Source organism: Sphingopyxis sp. L1A2A (assembly GCF_005502465.1).
Taxonomy (GTDB): Bacteria; Pseudomonadota; Alphaproteobacteria; order Sphingomonadales; family Sphingomonadaceae; genus Sphingopyxis.
Map to the genome: position 1 here is coordinate 1 of NZ_SCOT01000033.1, position 15,786 is coordinate 15,786.

Genomic DNA, 15,786 nt, shown 5'->3' on the forward strand with positions numbered 1-15,786 from the left:
GGCAGATGATGGACCTCGCCGCCGAAACGTCGAATTTCGACCTGCCGACGGTGACCCGGTTGCAACAGCTCAAGACCGGGGCGCTGATCGCCTTTTCGGTCGAGGCCGGCGCGATCCTGGCGCGCATCCCGCCCGAGGGGCGCACGGCGCTGCGCGGCTATGCGCGCGACATCGGGCTCGCGTTCCAGATCGCCGACGACATCATGGATGTCGAGGGCGACGAGGCGCTCGCGGGCAAGGCGCTGCACAAGGACGAGGCCGCGGGCAAGGGCACCTTTGTCACGCTGATGGGGCTCGAACGCGCGCGCGAACAGGCGACCGCGCTGGTCGATCAGGCGATCGGGCATCTGGCGAGCTTTGGCGACGAGGCGACGCTGCTGCGCGCCATTGCCCGTTATGTGGTGGAAAGGGACCGTTGATGCGCATTGGGGTTTATCCCGGAACCTTTGACCCGATCACGCTGGGCCATATGGACATCATCCGCCGCGGCGCCAAGCTGGTCGATCGGCTGGTCATCGGCGTCACCACCAACATCACCAAATCGCCGATGTTCGACGATGATGAGCGGATCGAGATGGTGCGCAGCGAAGTGGCGGGGCTGGGCGGCGACATTCGCGTCGTCGGGTTCAACGCGCTGTTGATGGATTTTGCCGAGCGCGAGGGCGCGAACATGATCGTCCGCGGGCTGCGCGCCGTCGCCGATTTCGAATATGAATATCAGATGGCGGGGATGAACCAGCAACTCAACGACCGCATCGAGACGGTTTTCCTGATGGCGGACGTCGGGTTGCAGCCGATCGCATCGCGGCTGGTCAAGGAAATCGCGATTTTTGGCGGCAACATCCATAAATTCGTGACGCCTGCGGTGCGCGAAGCCGTCGTTGCGCGGATTGCCGAGCGCGGTCTGTTGCAAGGCGACCACTGATACCGATCATTGAGCGTTCAGCTTTTTCCCGCTAGGGCGCGCCAGTCGGGGCGCAAATCCAGTTTTTATCCAAAGGCCGATCCAGCATGACATTTTCTCTCCGCCCCATGATTCTCACGGCGATGGCGTTCGGTCTCGCGGCGGCTGCCGTCGCTCAGGAAGCGCCGCCAGCGCCGAACCCGGTGCCCGAGACGACGCAGCCTGCGCCACCGATGGAAGCGCCCGCGCCGCCGGTCGAAGCGCCGTCCGCCGCCGAAGCACCCACCGCGACCGATGCCGCTCCCGCGGCGGTAACCCCGGCGGCACCGGCGATGACCCCTGATCAGTACATCAACAATCCCGAATATATGCTCAACCTCGACCTTTCGACCGGCGGCCGGGTGGTGATCCAGCTTTATCCAAACGTCGCCCCGGGCCATGTCGAGCGCCTGAAGCAGCTGGCCCGCGCGGGCTTTTATGACGGGATCAAGTTCCACCGCGTGATCGACGGTTTTATGGCGCAGACGGGCGATCCGACCGCGACCGGGCAGGGCGGATCGCAGCTGCCCGACCTGAAGGCCGAATTCAACGTCACCCCGCATCTGCGCGGTACCTTGTCGATGGCGCGCGCCGAGAATGAAGACAGCGCCAACAGCCAGTTCTTCATCATGCTCCAGCCACGCTTTTCGCTCGACCGCCGCTACACCGCGTTCGGCCGGGTCGTATCGGGCATGCAATATGTCGATGCGATCCAAAAGGGTGAGCCGCCCGCAGTGATGTCGCGCATGGTCCAGGTGTCGGTCGCCGCCGACAACAAGCCGGTCCCGCCCGCGTCGATGCTGACCGAGGCGGTGCCCGCTCCGGCACCGGCGGCGGACGTGACCGTCGACCAGCTCAACGCGCCGATCGCGCAGTAAGCGCGGCGACGCGCCACCCTGATCATGCGCGTCGACGCCTTCGATTTTGACCTGCCGAACGAACGGATCGCGCTGCGCCCGGCGCGGCCGCGCGATGCGGCGCGGATGCTGGTGGTCGATGGCGCCACGATCGTCGATGCGGGGGTCGGCGACCTGCCCGCGTGGCTGCGGCCCGGCGACTGCCTGGTGTTCAACGACACGCGCGTGATCCCGGCGCAGCTGGAAGGGCGGCGCGGTGACGCGAAAATCGGCGCGACGCTCCACAAGCGGATCGATTTGCGCCGCTGGCAGGCGTTCGTGCGCAACGCCAAGCGATTGCGGGTCGGCGAGACGGTCGATTTCGGCGCGGGGGTCGCGGCGCAGGCCGACGAGCGCCTGTCCGACGGCAGCTTCATCCTGGCGTTCGCCGGCGACGAGCCGGTCGAGCTGCTGCTCGAACGCGCGGGAACGATGCCACTGCCGCCCTATATCGCGGGCAAGCGCGCCACCGATGATCAGGACCGATCCGATTACCAGACGATGTTCGCCGCGAAAGACGGGGCCGTCGCCGCGCCCACCGCGGCGCTCCACTTTACGCCCGGGCTGCTCGCTGCGCTCGCGAAGGCGGGGATCGCGACCGAGACGCTAACGCTCCACGTCGGCGCCGGTACCTTCCTGCCGGTGAAGGCCGACGACACCGAAGATCATGTGATGCACGCCGAATGGGGGCGGATCGAGGCCGACACGGCGGCGCGGCTGAACGCCGTGCGGGCCGCCGGCGGCCGGATCATCGCGGTCGGCACCACCAGCCTGCGCCTGCTGGAAAGCGCCGCGCAGGACGACGGCATCATCGCGCCGTTCGCGGGCGACACCGCGATCTTCATCACCCCCGGTTACCGGTTCAAGGCGATCGACGGGCTGATGACCAATTTCCACCTGCCGCGCTCGACATTGTTCATGCTGGTGAGCGCGCTGATGGGGCTGGCGGTGATGCAGCGCGCCTATGCCCATGCGATCGCCGCCGACTATCGCTTTTATAGCTATGGCGACGCCAGCCTGTTGCTACCTGGGCGCGGCGAATAAAACCCGCTCCACGGGGCGCTCGCGCCCCGGCTAAATCTCGATGATGATCTTGACGTTGTCGATCCCGACATCGGCCGCCTCGGCGAGCTGGGCCTTGGCGCGGGCGACGACGTCGCTCAGGCTTTCGGGCTCGTCGATCCCCAGCAATTCGGGCAGTTCGACCCCCAGCAGCGCCGCCAGCACCTTTGTCCGCCCCATTTTGGGCCGTGCCTTATCCTGCTCCCAGGCCGAGATCGATTGCTCGCTCACGCCGAGCTGGGCGGCGATCTGAACCTGGGTCAGCCGCTTTGCGGTGCGCAGCCGGTGCAGGCGAACGCCAAAACTTTCGTTGATGGCGGCGCGCAGATCACCGTTTTCGCCGCTATCGGCCCCGACCACGGCGCGCAATTGCGCGGCGCTGAGCGTCGCTGGCGAGATCGGCGTATCGAACTGGCAGCCGTAGAGGGAGCCGCTGGCCCAGATGACCCGGGCGCGGGTTGCGCCGGCATCCGGCAGACCGATTTCGATCGCGTCGCCAAGCGCCAGCGTCGCCTCGCCTTCCAGCAGCAGGCCGGTTGCCGAAATATTGTGCACCAGCACTTCGACTTCGACGCCGCTCGCCCCGGTGCCTTGCAATTGCAAGCGGAGTTTCCGCCGCGCGCTGCGGCTTTTGGCGCCGACCGGCGCGGCTTTGTCGATAAATGCGGGAATGGCCATGGCGCCCCTTAGTCGGCCCGATTGGGTTAAGGGAGCGTTACCGGGGCGACAATGCGACCATGCGTGGCATCGCGGCGATGACGACCCGCGCCGATCGGTCGGCAGCCCCAGCCGGGGCTCGCGGTGGGCGTCCGTCCGCCGCGCCGACGAATCTGGTTTAACAATCGACTAAATTAAAAGTTAAGTTGAGTCGCAACGTGCCGTCAGCGCCGCTGATCGCCCTCGCCGTTGCGAATCTTGCGGTGGATTCGTCCAGAAATTGCGGAGTTTCCGCCATTTCGCATTTATTCTGCGATCTTAAGATCTTGCTGTCTGCTGTATCAAAGGGGAACACAGTGTGCGCCAGCGCGCCAAACGGGGCGAGCCGAGCCGCCACGGGATTGCTAATGTAAATAAATTGTTTATTTTCTCAAACAGATTTGAACGATTCTTCGACCACGGGGGTGGCGAGAACAAGAATAGCACGCGGCGGGACGCCTTGAGCAGATCAGGCGTCTAGTCCGGCAATGGGGGTTTTTTGGCATATCGTCTTCGCCGAAAGGTGGCGCGATTCAGCGCGGCTGCAGCCTTTATGCTGTTGTCGACGGTCGCGACCGCAGGACATGCAAAGGACAGCGCGCCGACTTTCGACGGGGCGTCGGTCAATGTGGTGCTGGCCGGGTACATCACGGCGAAATGCTCGGTCGGTGGCGGCACCACGATCAGCCTGGGCGAACTGGCGGGCGACAAGCAGGCTACGGCGCGCTTTGACGTCGGGTGCAACGTTCCGTTTGAAATGGTTTTTCGGTCGGCATCGGGCGGCATTGCCCATGCGACCCAGCCGCAGGGCGAAGGGCCGTATGTCGGCCTGGTGCCATATCGGTTGGGCGTCACGATTCCGGGGCTGTTGCCCTTGCCGACGCAACTCCACGCCGATTTCACCAGCAATCAGATGATCGCAGGCGCCTCGCTCAACAGCGGCGACGCCATTGCGGCGGGCGGCGGCGAAATCCGCCTGCAAACAGAAATGACGCAGGGCCGCGATCTGCTGGCGGGCCAATATGTGGATTCGATCACGATCGTGATCAACCCGCGCGTTTAGAAATACTGGCCGATCAAGCCAGTAGGGTCGTTCGTTTAAGTGAAGTGCGTGTAAATTATTATGAAAGGGAGTTTTAACATGAAGGTTTCTCTGTTTATCACTGCGGCGGTTGTCGCTCTCACCAGCACCGCCGCGATGGCGCAGGCCACCCCGGCTGCGAACGCAACGTTCGTTAATGGCGCAAACCCCGGCAACGTTGGTACCGCCAGCGCTTCGGAAACCGCTGATTTCACGATCACCGGTACCGTCAGCCAGGCTTGCGTTCTGGGCGCCGGCGGCGACCTGAACGACGTCAACTTCGGCACCATCGGCATCTATGCCGACGCCACGAGCACCGTTGAAAACGTCTTCACCTCGGTCGGCCCGGCCAACGGCCACACCCGCACCAACCTCGCGGGCTGCAACACCGCCAACACCATGACCGTCCGCAAGACAAATGGCGTTGATGGTCTGCGCAACACCGGCAACACCGGCGGTTACGACAGCAATGTGTTCCAGGCGAACATCCCGTACTCGATCGCTGCCCAGTACACCGCTGGTGCTGTCGGTACGCTGACCCCCCAGACGTCGATCAGCCAGTTCTCGGTCAGCACGACCGAAGATCAGGACTCGAAGTCGAACGCTGCCTGGAAGTCGGGCGCCGCGTTCCGCATCGACATCTCGGATCCGACGAAGGCGCTGATTGCCGGCACCTATTCGGACACCGTGACGGTTGAGCTGGCTGCCCTCTAAGGCACCAGGAAGTTAGATGTCGTGGGGGACAGAAATGTCCCCCCGACATTTTTACATGGGGGACGGGGCAAGGGCGACCAAGGTCGCACCGACAATGTCCCGTGCGAGGGGCAGATGACAAAATTGCGGCTTGCGGGCTTGTTCACGAAACTGCGCATGGGCGCGGTCCTGCTGTTTCTGGGCATCATCGCCTCGACCTCGGCGCTTGCGATGCGGGTGTCGCCGATGGTTTCGGAACTGTCAACCTCGGGCGGCGGCGCCGTCGCGCGCATCGAAGTCGGCAATGTCGGCTCGGTCTCGATGCCGTTTGAAACCAAGATCACGCGCATCGATTTCGACGAGTCGGGCAAGCTGATCGAAACCCCGGCCGACGACGACTTCATCACCTTTCCGCCGCAAGGCCTGGTCCCCGTTTCGGGTCGACAGGTCGTTCGCGTGCAATGGATCGGGCGGCCCGACATCCCGACGTCGCAGGCCTATTATCTGTGGGTTCGCCAATTGCCGGTCGAAACCAACCCGCAAAAGATTCAAGGCACCGACGCATCGGTGTCGATCGACATTCTGTACACCATGAAGGCGTTGATCGTTGTCGCGCCGCCGGGTGCCAAGCCCGACGTTGAAGTGGTGTCGCTGGTGCCTGAAATGGTCCTGCCGCCGGTCCCTGACATCGATCCGGCGCTGAAGGCGGCCGAACCCGCCGACGCCAAACCGCCCGAACCGCAGCCCGGCGTGAAGGTCGTGGTCGCGAACAAGGGGACGCGCTATGCCTTGATGAGCGGCGCCAAATGGGTCGTCACCGCGACCACCACCGATGGCAAGCCGTTTGAACGCACCTATGGCAATGAAGAAGTGTCGCAGCTGGTCGGCGTCGGCTACCTCGCCCCGGCCGGCGGCAAGCGGACCTTCTCGATCCCGACCGGGGTTGCGCTCGATCCCGCGAAACCGATGACGATGCGGTTCATTCGGTGAGGTTGTGGCTCCGTGGTGCCGGGAGCGCCATCGCCATCAGCGTCGGATTGTTGAGCGGCCACACCGCCGCCGCGTCCGAAATCGTCGAGGCCGCGCTGCCCGCTGCGAATTTTGTGCAAAGCGCCAGCCCGGATTCGCCCGAAGCGCTGGCGCGCCGTCCCGACATCAATCCCTATAACCGCGATATCGAGATTACCGCGCCGCTGCAGTTCAACCGCCGCGTCTTGGGTGAGCTGCCGGTGCTGTTGACCAGCGACGATCGCTTCGTCGTCGGCACCGAGGGTTTCCTGTCGCTGATCGGCCCGTTGCTGACCCCCGAGGCGCAGGCCGAGTTGCGCGCGCTGCTCGGCGACAAGCCGCGCTTTCTGCCCGACGATGTATCGACCTCGGGCATCCGGCTCGAATATGATCCCGAGCAGCTGGCGGTGCTGGTGCTGAAGATTGCCCCCGAAAAACGGTCGGTCGAAGTCTTGTACCAGAATCGCCAGGCCGAAGAGCCGGGCGACCCGCCGCTGCCGTTCAGCGCCTTTTTGAACCTCAGCACGACCGTTTCGCGCATTTCGCAGACCGGCAATATCGAAAAGCCCGAGCTGTTCCTGAACGGCGCCGTTCGGTACAATAATCTGGTTCTCGAAGCCGATGCGCAGGCGCGCCGCGATTTCTTCACCGACAAATACAAGTTCGAACGCCGTTACGCGCGGCTGGTCTATGACCAGCCCGAACAGGCACGGCGGTGGTTCCTGGGCGATCTCGACCCCGAAACGCGCGGGCGCCAGGGCTTTATCAACATGGGCGGGATCGGCGTGGTGCGCCAGCGCCAGCGCTTCGATTCGTTCCGCAACAATGTTCTGTCGGGTGGGCGGCGACTGGTGCTGCAGGAACAATCGGTCGTGCGCGTGCTGCGCAACGGCATCTACCAGCGCGAATTCACCCTCGATCCCGGCCAATATGATATCTCGAACCTGCCGCTCGACACCGGCAGCAACAATGTCCAGATCGAGGTTCAGGGCCAGTCCGGGGCGCGCGAAACCTTTGACTATCAGGCGTATCTCGACACCATCGACCTGGAACCCGGCGATTACGAATATGGCGCCTATGTCGGCATCCTCGACGACGGCGGCTTCGGCAATCCCGACTATTCCAGCAAGACGCCGGTGTTCACCGGTTTTTGGCGCAAGGCGTTTTTGAACCGGCCGGCGATCGGCGTCGGCACCCAGCTGACGCAAGATGTGCAGAACATCACCGGGCAAACCCAGTTTCTGTTGGCGAACAGCGGCCGGATCCGCCTTGATGTCGGCGGCAGCCACAGCAAAGAGGGCACGGGCTATGCCGCGACGGTCGGCTACGACCAGATCATCGGCGGCGCGACCGGCTATGACACGCTGACCGTCATCGTCGATTACACCTCGCGGCGCTATGCGACGGTCGGCGGGATCGAGGGCGTCAATCCGATCTCCTTCAATCTCAGCGCCGCTTATACCAAGCGTTTCTCGCAAAAATTGTTCGCGACGACGAACGCCTCCTATCGCAAGAGCCGCAGCCCGCTGTTCGACGATGCCTATAGCATCAGCACCACCGCCAATTACCGGTTCAACCGCGAATGGACCGCGCAGTTCGGCGCCGAATATGTGAAATCGGGCTTTCCGGGCGGGTTTGGCCGCAACAACGGCTTTGGCGTGACGGTCGGCCTGGTCTGGCAGCCGCGATACAACCGCCGTGCCGAGGCGCGCTACAATTCGCTCCGCAACAACGGCAGCGCGCGCTATCAGCAGACGGTCGACAACCGCGCCGGGTCGTTCGGCTATTCGCTGGCGACCAACTACACCGACGGCGCAACGTCGGTCGGCGGGCAGGTCGACTATGTCGGCAATCGTTTCGACGCCAATCTGACCCATACGGTGTTCGGCGACAGTTTCGACAACATCGGCGACAGCCAGGTCACGACGTTGCGCCTCGGCAGTTCGATCGCTTTTGCCGGCGGCAAGGTCGCGGTCGGCCGCACGATCAACGACAGCTTCGCGCTCGTCTATCCGCACAAGACGCTGAAGGACCGCCAGGTCATCGTCGGCGACGCGCTGGAGGGCGGCAATTATGTCAGCAAGAGCGGCGCGTTGGGGCCGGCAGTGCAAAACTCGCTGACCGCCTTTATCAACCAGTCGGTGCGGTATGACGTGATCGACCCGCCGCGCGGCTATGACATCGGCGAGGGCGTCAAGCGCGTCCGGCCCGCGTATAAGAGCGGTTATGTGATCGAGGTCGGCAGCGCCGCGTTCGTCAGCGCCATCGGCACGCTGAAGGGCCGCGACGGCCAGCCGCTGAAACTGGTGAGCGGGATCATGCGCCGCACCGATGTCGCCGACGGAAAAGAAGAGCCGTTCTTTACCAATACGGCAGGCCGATTTGCCATCGCCAAGCTGGAGCCAGGCGCCGAGTATAGCGTGCAATTCCACTCGGGCGGCCATGGGGCGTTTACGTTCCGGGTGCCCGAAGACAATGATGGCCTATTGGAGCTCGGCGTGGTCGAGCTGGGGCGCAAGGAAGGTCCATAAGATGACGATGACGCGCAAATACCGAGCACGCTGGCCGCTATTTGGCGCCGCGGTGTGCAGCATTGCCGCCTTTGCGCCGTCGGCGGCGCACGCGGCCTGCAACCTCTCGGTCGAACCGGTCCAGGACCAGTTGGTGATCCGCCACAATCCGCTGGAAGCCGGCGCCGCTTACGGCACGGTCGAAGTCAATGTGGTGAACCGCGGTGACAGCGAATGTGTCGGGCGGCTGGGCGCGTCGCTGCGCGGCGAAACCTTTGGTTTTGCATCCGATGATGGCGCCCCGGCGATCCCGTATCAGCTGGTCGATGAAAAGGGCAGCAACGACATCACCCCGCGCGCCGGCCGCAACTTGCGCGGCATGGGCGGCCGGGCGATCCGGCTGATGCCCGGCGAACGCAGCATGGAGCTGCTTTCGATCGCGGCGGCGCCGGACAGCGCGACGTCGCAAGGCCGCTACACCCAATCGCTCGACCTTACCGTGTCGGGCGACGACGGCATGGTGCTTGGCACCAAGCCGCTGACGCTGGGCATCGACATTCTGCCGGCGGCGCTGATCGGCCTCAAAGGCCAGCTGGCCCGCGCACGCGGGACCAATTCGGTCGATCTGGGCGAGCTGGTGCCGGGAACCAAGGATCTGCCGATCACCCTCTATGTCATTTCGACCGGCGGTTATCGCGTATCGATCGCCTCGGAAAATCAGGGCCGGTTAAAGCATGAAAGCGCGCAGTGGTTTGTCGACTACCGGCTGCGGCTGGGCCGCCATGACCTTGACCTGACATCACCCGACAGCTTTGAAATCGTGTCGCGGCGCGCGCGGTTCGACAATTATCCGGTGCGGATCGAAATTGGCGAAACCGCCGGCAAGCGTGCCGGCGGTTATATGGATACGGTGACCTTTACGGTCGCGGCGCTTTAGGGTCGAGTTAGGGTCGAGCGCTGGTCAGATCGGCTGGATGGTCAGCGACAGCGTCAGCGGCGCGTCGAGCGACACCTGATCGAAGCGATAAGCGATCTGCTGGATGCGGGGGCCATATTCGCGGTGGACTTCCTGCGCGCCGAGCGCCGACAGGTCGACCATATTGGCGCCATAGACCAGCCGCGCGCTTTCGGTCTCCGCGAGCGGGCGATATTGCGCCGACACCATATAGCCCGATGCGTTGTTGCATCCTTCGGTCACCAGCCCCGGCAAATTGCCGAGGGCGTCGGCCTGGACGCTGTGATCGACCCAGCACGCCATCGGCACGGTCGCGGTGACCTGAAAGGTTCCCGTCGCCTGTTGGCTCGCAAAAGCGGGGGTGGACGCGAGCAGTACCGCCGCGCAGCCCAGCTTCATCACATTATGTATCGCGGTCGCCATTTCATGAGCCCCTACAAATTCGAGGAGCGTCTTACCGCGGCAGTAGTTAATTCCCCGTTCGCCAAAGCTGGTTAACAATATGCTGCCGCGGCAGCGCCCGACACGGCCATCGCGCCGACGACGTGGTTCCCGATTTATTTACAATATCGCAAGGCATTGCGCGCATAGCGATTGCAATGTGGGGCCCAGCAAGAGTGTGATTTGATGGAAGTGCCATCGCGGATCGATTTCGGCGAGCAGGGGGATCCAAGTGTCGATGAAGGCCAGCGCGGCTTTTTCGGCATGATCGGATCGCGTATCGCCAAGCAGCGCGCCGACATCGCGTCGAACCTGCATACCCGTGAAGCGGTGCTCCTCCTCCAGAATTACGAAGAAAGCGGGCAGGGCTGGTTCTGGTCGACCGACGCCAACGGGCGGCTGACGTACATCACCGATTCGGTCGCACGGCTGACGGGGCGGACCAGCGGCGAATTGCTGGGGACGTTCTTTACCGAGCTTTTCCTGCCCGTCGACAGCCATGGCGAACGCCAGCGCACCTTGCCGTTCCTGCTGACCAAACAGTCGAAGTTCGACGAGTTGTCGCTGCGCAGCGCGTTCGAGGGTGACGATCGCTGGTGGGCGATTTCGGGGCGACCGCAGCTCGACGGCGGCGGCAGGTTCACCGGCTATCGCGGCAGCGGCACCGACATCACCGCGCAGCGCCGCTCGGCCGAGGATGCGTCGCGCCTCGCACTCTATGATTCGCTGACCGGGCTTGCCAACCGCTTGAATATTTCCAAAAAACTCGACACCACGCTCGCGGCCTTTGCCCAGCAACAGCGCGTCTGCGCCATCATGCTGCTCGACCTCGACCGCTTCAAACAGGTCAATGATACGCTCGGCCATCCGGCGGGCGATGCGCTGCTCAAACAGGTCGCCGAACGGTTGCTCAAGATCGTCGGCGACAAGGAAATGGTCAGCCGTCTGGGCGGCGATGAGTTCCAGATCATCCTTGTTGATATCGAGGACCGCGGCAAGCTGGGCGACATGGCCGCCGACATCATCGCCAGCCTGTCGCAACCCTATTCGGTCGAGGGCAGCCGCTGTATCATCGGCGCCTCGGTCGGGGTGGCGATTGCGCCGTTCGATGGGCTGAGCAGCGACGATCTCGTCCGCAACGCCGATCTGGCGCTCTACGCGGCCAAGGGCAACGGCCGCGGCCGCTTCAGCTTCTACTCGAGCGACCTGCACCAGGCCGCCGAAATCCGCCGCGCACTCGAAGGCGATCTGCGCGACGCGTTGGTGCGTGGCGAGATGGCGCTCAGTTACCAGCCGGTCGTCAACGCCAAGTCGAATATGGTGACAGGTGTGGAGGCGCTGGTCCGCTGGACCCACCCCGACCGGGGACCGATTTCCCCGGCTGTATTCATTCCCATCGCCGAGGAAGCCAATCTGATCTGGTCGATTGGCAAATGGGTGCTGCACAAAGCATGCGAGGATGCGGTAAAATGGCCGGGCGATATGCGCGTCGCGGTCAATGTGTCGCCGATCCAGTTCGCCAATGAAGATTTGCCCAAGATTGTCGCCAGCGCGCTGGCGACGACCGGACTGGCCCCCGACCGGCTTGAACTGGAAATCACCGAAAGCGTCTTTTTGGCCGACTCGGCCGAAACGGGCCGGATGTTCAAGGCGCTGAAGGCGCTGGGGGTACGCCTCGCGCTCGACGATTTCGGCACCGGCTATTCGTCGCTCGGCTATTTGCAGACCGCACCGTTCGACAAGATCAAGATCGACCAGAGTTTTGTGCGCAATGCGACCGAGCCGGGATCGCGCAACAGCGCGATCATCGCGGCGATCGTCGCGCTGGCCGAAGCACTGGAGATGGAAACGACGGCGGAGGGCATCGAATCGCTCGATCAGCTCGACTTGGTCCGCAAGCTCAATGTCAGCCACGTCCAAGGCTATGTGTACAGCAAGCCGGTGCCGCACGCCGAGCTGCTCGACCATGCCGACGCCGGGTCGTGGACGATCAAGCCGGCGGGGCCGGCGCGGCAACGCAACGATCGCTTCTCGCTGTTCCGCACCGTCGGGGCGATTCACGACAATCATCGCTACAATGTCGTCATTCGCAACCTGTCGACCACCGGCGCCTTTATCGAGGGCATTTTGGACGTCCCGATTGGCACCCAGTTCGTCATCGATTTCGGCGAAGGCCAGCTGGTCACCGCGACCGTCCGCCGTTCGATGAAGCATCAGCAGGGCATCGAGTTCGAGCAGACGATGGTCAGCGATGGCAATGGCGGGCTGTGCACCCGGCACCGCGTGTCGCCCTATCTGATCGCGGCGGCGACGCAATCGACGGCGGCGATGGCGCTGCCGCTGTTCACGACGACCAGCGACTGGAAGGCCGCCTGATCGCTGGCGTGGAACCGTCCGCGCGATCGCCCGTTCTGCTCCGAAACAGGAGACGAACATGGCCGAAACCAAAATCTTTGCGCGGCTGAAGGCCGACCACGACCGCCATCGCAAACTGCTCGATCAGATCGACGAGACGAAGGGCGACAGCCCCGAGCGCGAAAAGCTGTTCGAGGCGTTTCGCGTCGAGGTCACCGCGCACGCCGCGTCCGAAGAAATGTCGCTCTATGCGACGATGCTCGGCAAGCCCGACTTGCGCGAAGACGCCCAGCACAGCGTGTCCGAGCATAAGGAAATCGACGAGCTGCTCACCGAACTTTACGAAATGGACTTTGCCTCGACCGGCTGGCTCACCCGCTTTCGCACGATGAAGCACCGTTACCTCCACCATATCGAGGAGGAGGAGGACGAAATGTTCCCCGAAGCCGAAGACGGCTTGTCCGACGCGAAAAAGAAGGAGCTGCTGGCGATCTTTGAAAAGGAAAAGCCAAAGGAAAAGGCCAAGGCCGCCGCCGATGAACCGTCGAGCGACGACGAGAAGGAATAGCGAGCGTCTCCGTTCGATTGTCGGCTTTGGGGTGGGGAACGGTCGTCCCCATCCTCGTCATCCCCGCGAAAGCGGGGACCCAGCGAGCCGACGGTGCAACGGGGTCCCCGCTTTCGCGGGGATGACGACGTGAAGTGGGGAGCGGCAGCTTTCGCTCGCTCGCACATCTCCAACCGAGACAGAGCCGGATCGGGCGAACCTCGACATCCGCCCTCCTGCCCGCCATAGGCGCGCGCGATGACCACAAGATTCGCCTTTTCCATCACCGCCACCGACGGCGCCGCGCGCACCGGCACGATTGCGATGCAGCGCGGCGAAATCCGCACCCCCGCGTTCATGCCGGTCGGCACCGCCGCGACGGTAAAGGCGATGCGCCCGGCCGAGGTGCGCGCCACCGGCGCCGACATCATCCTGGGCAACACCTATCATCTGATGCTGCGCCCGACCGCCGAACGCATGGCGCGACTGGGCGGGCTGCATAATTTCATGGGCTGGGACCGGCCGATCCTGACCGACAGCGGCGGCTATCAGGTGATGAGCCTGTCGGCGCTGACCAAGCAGAGCGAAGAGGGGGTGGCGTTCAAGAGCCACCTCGATGGCTCGCGGCACATGCTCACCCCCGAACGATCGATGGAAATCCAGCGGCTGCTGGGCAGCGATATTGTGATGGCGTTCGACGAATGTCCCCCGAACGGCGTCGATGCCAAGCGCGCCGAGGCGAGCATGGATCGCTCGATGCGCTGGGCGGCGCGCAGCCGGGCCGGGTTCGACGCCGGCGGCGACCATGCGGCGCGGTCGGCGCTGTTCGGCATCCAGCAGGGCTCGCTCGACGAAAAGCTGCGGGCGCGTTCGGCGGCGGCGCTGACCGACATCGGGTTCGACGGCTATGCGATCGGCGGGCTGGCGGTGGGCGAGGGGCAGGCGGCCATGTTCGGCGTGCTCGATTATGCCCCGGCGCAGCTGCCCGCTGACAAGCCCCGTTATCTGATGGGGGTCGGCAAGCCCGACGACCTGGTCGGTGCGGTCGCGCGCGGGGTCGACATGTTCGATTGCGTGCTGCCGACGCGCTCGGGCCGCAACGGGCAGGCCTTTACCTGGGACGGCCCGCTTAACATTCGCAACGCCAAATTTGCCGAGGATCAGGCGCCGCTCGATGCGTCATGCACCTGCCCGGTGTGCACGAACTGGTCACGCGCCTATCTGCATCACCTCGTCCGCTCGGGCGAAATGCTGGGCGCGATGCTGATGACCCAGCATAATCTGCATTTTTATCAGGCGCTGATGCAGGCGATGCGCGACGCTATTGCGGCGGGGCAATTTGCGGCTTTTCAAAGTGATTTCGACGCGCGCTATCGGCGCTGACGTCAATCCAGCTTGCTGAGAAGGTCCAGCAGCGACTGGGGAATCGTCTCGTCCACGGTCGATTCATACGCACGGCGCAGGGCGCCATTGACGTCCTGCGCCTTGGCGGCAGGTTTTTTGTCCGTGTCCTTCCGGGAGGTCTCGTTACGTGACGAACCGGTTTCAGACGGCATTATCGGGGCATTCGCTTAACATGGGGCCTGTTGCTAACCGCGCATTTATCAAACCGCAATGGCGCGTTTGTTCTTCCCCATGAAACTAATTTGCGGCTAAATCGTTCCCATGGAGTGAAATTATGTCGGCCGGCGCCGGTTTCGGTCGCGTTTGCCGGTTTTTCGGCGGGTTAAGACCCGCATCAGGAGGGAAATTTATGTCATTGGGTCAGGCGATCGCCCCGCATCTGCCGTATCTGCGGCGCTATGGTCGGGCGATCTCGGGAAGCCAGCAGAACGGCGACGCGCTGGTCGCGCGTTTGCTCGAAACGTTGGTCGCCAATCCCGCGGCGGTCGATACCGGCAATGATCTTCGTATCCAGCTTTACCGCATGGTTCACGACAATTTCGGCCTGATGGCCGAAGCATCCGCGGCGGGTGACGACGCCGATCTGACCGACATGGCGATCGCCGACGCGCGGCTGCGCCGAATTCCGTCGTTGGCCCGGCAGGCTTTGCTGCTGACCGCGGTCGAAGGGTTCAACGCCGAGGATGCCGGCCGGATCATCGGCCGCGATACCGACGCGGTAAAGACGCTGATCGCCGATGCCACCGACGAAATTGACCGCCAGACCCGCGCCCGCATCCTGATTATCGAGGATGAGCCGATCATCGCGATGGACATCGAAATGATCGTTCGCGACCTGGGGCATGACGTCGTTGCGGTCGCCACCACCCACCGCGAGGCAGTCGCCGAAGCGCAGAAGCATCAGCCGGGGCTGGTCCTCGCCGACATTCAGCTCGCCGACAACAGCTCGGGGATCGAAGCGGTGCAGGAAATCCTGACCGCGCTGAAGGTGCCGGTCATCTTCATCACCGCCTTCCCCGAACGGCTGCTCACCGGCGATCGCCCCGAACCGGCGTTCCTGCTCACCAAGCCGTATCAGCCGGCGACGTTGCGCGCGGCGATTTCGCAGGTGCTGTTCTTCGACGAAAGCACGGTTCCGGCCTGAGGGGCGGCTCCTAAATCCATCGTCATTGCGAGCGTAGCGAAGCAATCCAGG

At 63.7% G+C, this 15,786-nt stretch carries 16 protein-coding genes; 13 read left to right on the plus strand and 3 right to left on the minus strand.

Features of this window, described 5'->3' with window-relative positions:
* The 4 genes from FFS68_RS14620 to queA all read left to right on the plus strand — a co-directional run.
* A partial coding sequence (locus tag FFS68_RS14620; RefSeq protein WP_171003899.1) for a polyprenyl synthetase family protein occupies window positions 1–419 on the plus strand: 419 nt, incomplete at its 5' end.
* Window positions 419–925 (plus strand): pantetheine-phosphate adenylyltransferase, encoded by a 507-nt coding sequence (gene coaD, locus FFS68_RS14625; protein WP_137753932.1) that lies wholly within the window; start codon window positions 419–421, stop codon window positions 923–925. The genes FFS68_RS14620 and coaD, both read left to right, overlap by 1 nt.
* Window positions 926–1,011: 86 nt before the next feature.
* Window positions 1,012–1,821: a peptidylprolyl isomerase gene (locus FFS68_RS14630; protein ID WP_171003900.1), complete on the plus strand. Its 810-nt coding sequence runs from the start codon at window positions 1,012–1,014 to the stop codon at window positions 1,819–1,821.
* A gap of 24 nt (window positions 1,822–1,845) precedes the next feature.
* On the plus strand, window positions 1,846–2,883 hold the full coding sequence (queA, locus tag FFS68_RS14635; RefSeq protein ID WP_137753933.1) for a tRNA preQ1(34) S-adenosylmethionine ribosyltransferase-isomerase QueA: 1,038 nt from the start codon (window positions 1,846–1,848) through the stop codon (window positions 2,881–2,883).
* A gap of 30 nt (window positions 2,884–2,913) precedes the next feature.
* Here the strand turns inward: queA and FFS68_RS14640 are convergent, their stop codons facing one another.
* A complete protein-coding gene (locus tag FFS68_RS14640; protein ID WP_137753934.1) occupies window positions 2,914–3,579 on the minus strand; it encodes a helix-turn-helix domain-containing protein in 666 nt (221 codons plus the stop codon).
* 571 nt (window positions 3,580–4,150) lie between these two features.
* Between FFS68_RS14640 and FFS68_RS14645 the strand changes: the two genes are divergently transcribed.
* From FFS68_RS14645 to FFS68_RS14665, 5 genes are all read left to right on the plus strand, one after another.
* Window positions 4,151–4,660 (plus strand): hypothetical protein, encoded by a 510-nt coding sequence (locus FFS68_RS14645; RefSeq protein ID WP_137753935.1) that lies wholly within the window; start codon window positions 4,151–4,153, stop codon window positions 4,658–4,660.
* A 78-nt stretch (window positions 4,661–4,738) separates the two neighbouring features.
* The gene (locus tag FFS68_RS14650) at window positions 4,739–5,392 is read left to right on the plus strand and encodes a hypothetical protein (protein WP_137753936.1); all 654 of its coding nucleotides are present in this window, start codon (window positions 4,739–4,741) and stop codon (window positions 5,390–5,392) included.
* A gap of 114 nt (window positions 5,393–5,506) precedes the next feature.
* Window positions 5,507–6,361, plus strand: coding sequence for a molecular chaperone (locus FFS68_RS14655; RefSeq protein ID WP_137753937.1), 855 nt, complete (start codon window positions 5,507–5,509; stop codon window positions 6,359–6,361).
* On the plus strand, window positions 6,358–8,910 hold the full coding sequence (locus FFS68_RS14660) for a fimbria/pilus outer membrane usher protein (RefSeq protein WP_249340175.1): 2,553 nt from the start codon (window positions 6,358–6,360) through the stop codon (window positions 8,908–8,910). The genes FFS68_RS14655 and FFS68_RS14660 overlap by 4 nt, the downstream gene beginning before the upstream one ends.
* Window position 8,911: 1 nt before the next feature.
* Window positions 8,912–9,826 carry a hypothetical protein gene (locus FFS68_RS14665; protein WP_137753938.1) on the plus strand — a complete coding sequence of 305 codons (915 nt, stop codon included), beginning with the start codon at window positions 8,912–8,914 and terminating at the stop codon, window positions 9,824–9,826.
* Window positions 9,827–9,850: 24 nt separating this feature from the next.
* On the opposite strand, the gene FFS68_RS14670 is transcribed toward FFS68_RS14665, so the two are convergent.
* Window positions 9,851–10,267, minus strand: coding sequence for a hypothetical protein (locus FFS68_RS14670; protein ID WP_137753939.1), 417 nt, complete (start codon window positions 10,265–10,267; stop codon window positions 9,851–9,853).
* Window positions 10,268–10,471: 204 nt separating this feature from the next.
* Between FFS68_RS14670 and FFS68_RS14675 the strand changes: the two genes are divergently transcribed.
* The 3 genes from FFS68_RS14675 to tgt all read left to right on the plus strand — a co-directional run bounded on the left by FFS68_RS14675 (window position 10,472) and on the right by tgt (window position 14,570).
* Window positions 10,472–12,661, plus strand: a complete 2,190-nt coding sequence (locus FFS68_RS14675) for an EAL domain-containing protein (protein WP_137753940.1) — start codon at window positions 10,472–10,474, stop codon at window positions 12,659–12,661.
* A gap of 58 nt (window positions 12,662–12,719) precedes the next feature.
* Complete coding sequence (locus FFS68_RS14680; RefSeq protein ID WP_137753941.1) at window positions 12,720–13,208, plus strand: hemerythrin domain-containing protein; 489 nt, start codon at window positions 12,720–12,722, stop codon at window positions 13,206–13,208.
* 237 nt (window positions 13,209–13,445) lie between these two features.
* Window positions 13,446–14,570: a tRNA guanosine(34) transglycosylase Tgt gene (gene tgt / locus FFS68_RS14685; protein WP_137753942.1), complete on the plus strand. Its 1,125-nt coding sequence runs from the start codon at window positions 13,446–13,448 to the stop codon at window positions 14,568–14,570.
* A gap of 2 nt (window positions 14,571–14,572) precedes the next feature.
* Here tgt and FFS68_RS17955 read toward each other — a convergent pair whose 3' ends face one another.
* A complete protein-coding gene (locus FFS68_RS17955) occupies window positions 14,573–14,743 on the minus strand; it encodes a NepR family anti-sigma factor (RefSeq protein ID WP_171003901.1) in 171 nt (56 codons plus the stop codon).
* A 197-nt stretch (window positions 14,744–14,940) separates the two neighbouring features.
* Here FFS68_RS17955 and FFS68_RS14690 point away from each other — a divergent pair, with 197 nt between their 5' ends.
* Entirely contained in the window at window positions 14,941–15,735 is a 795-nt protein-coding gene (locus FFS68_RS14690) for a response regulator (protein ID WP_137753943.1), read from the plus strand.
* Window positions 15,736–15,786: the final 51 nt, after the last annotated feature.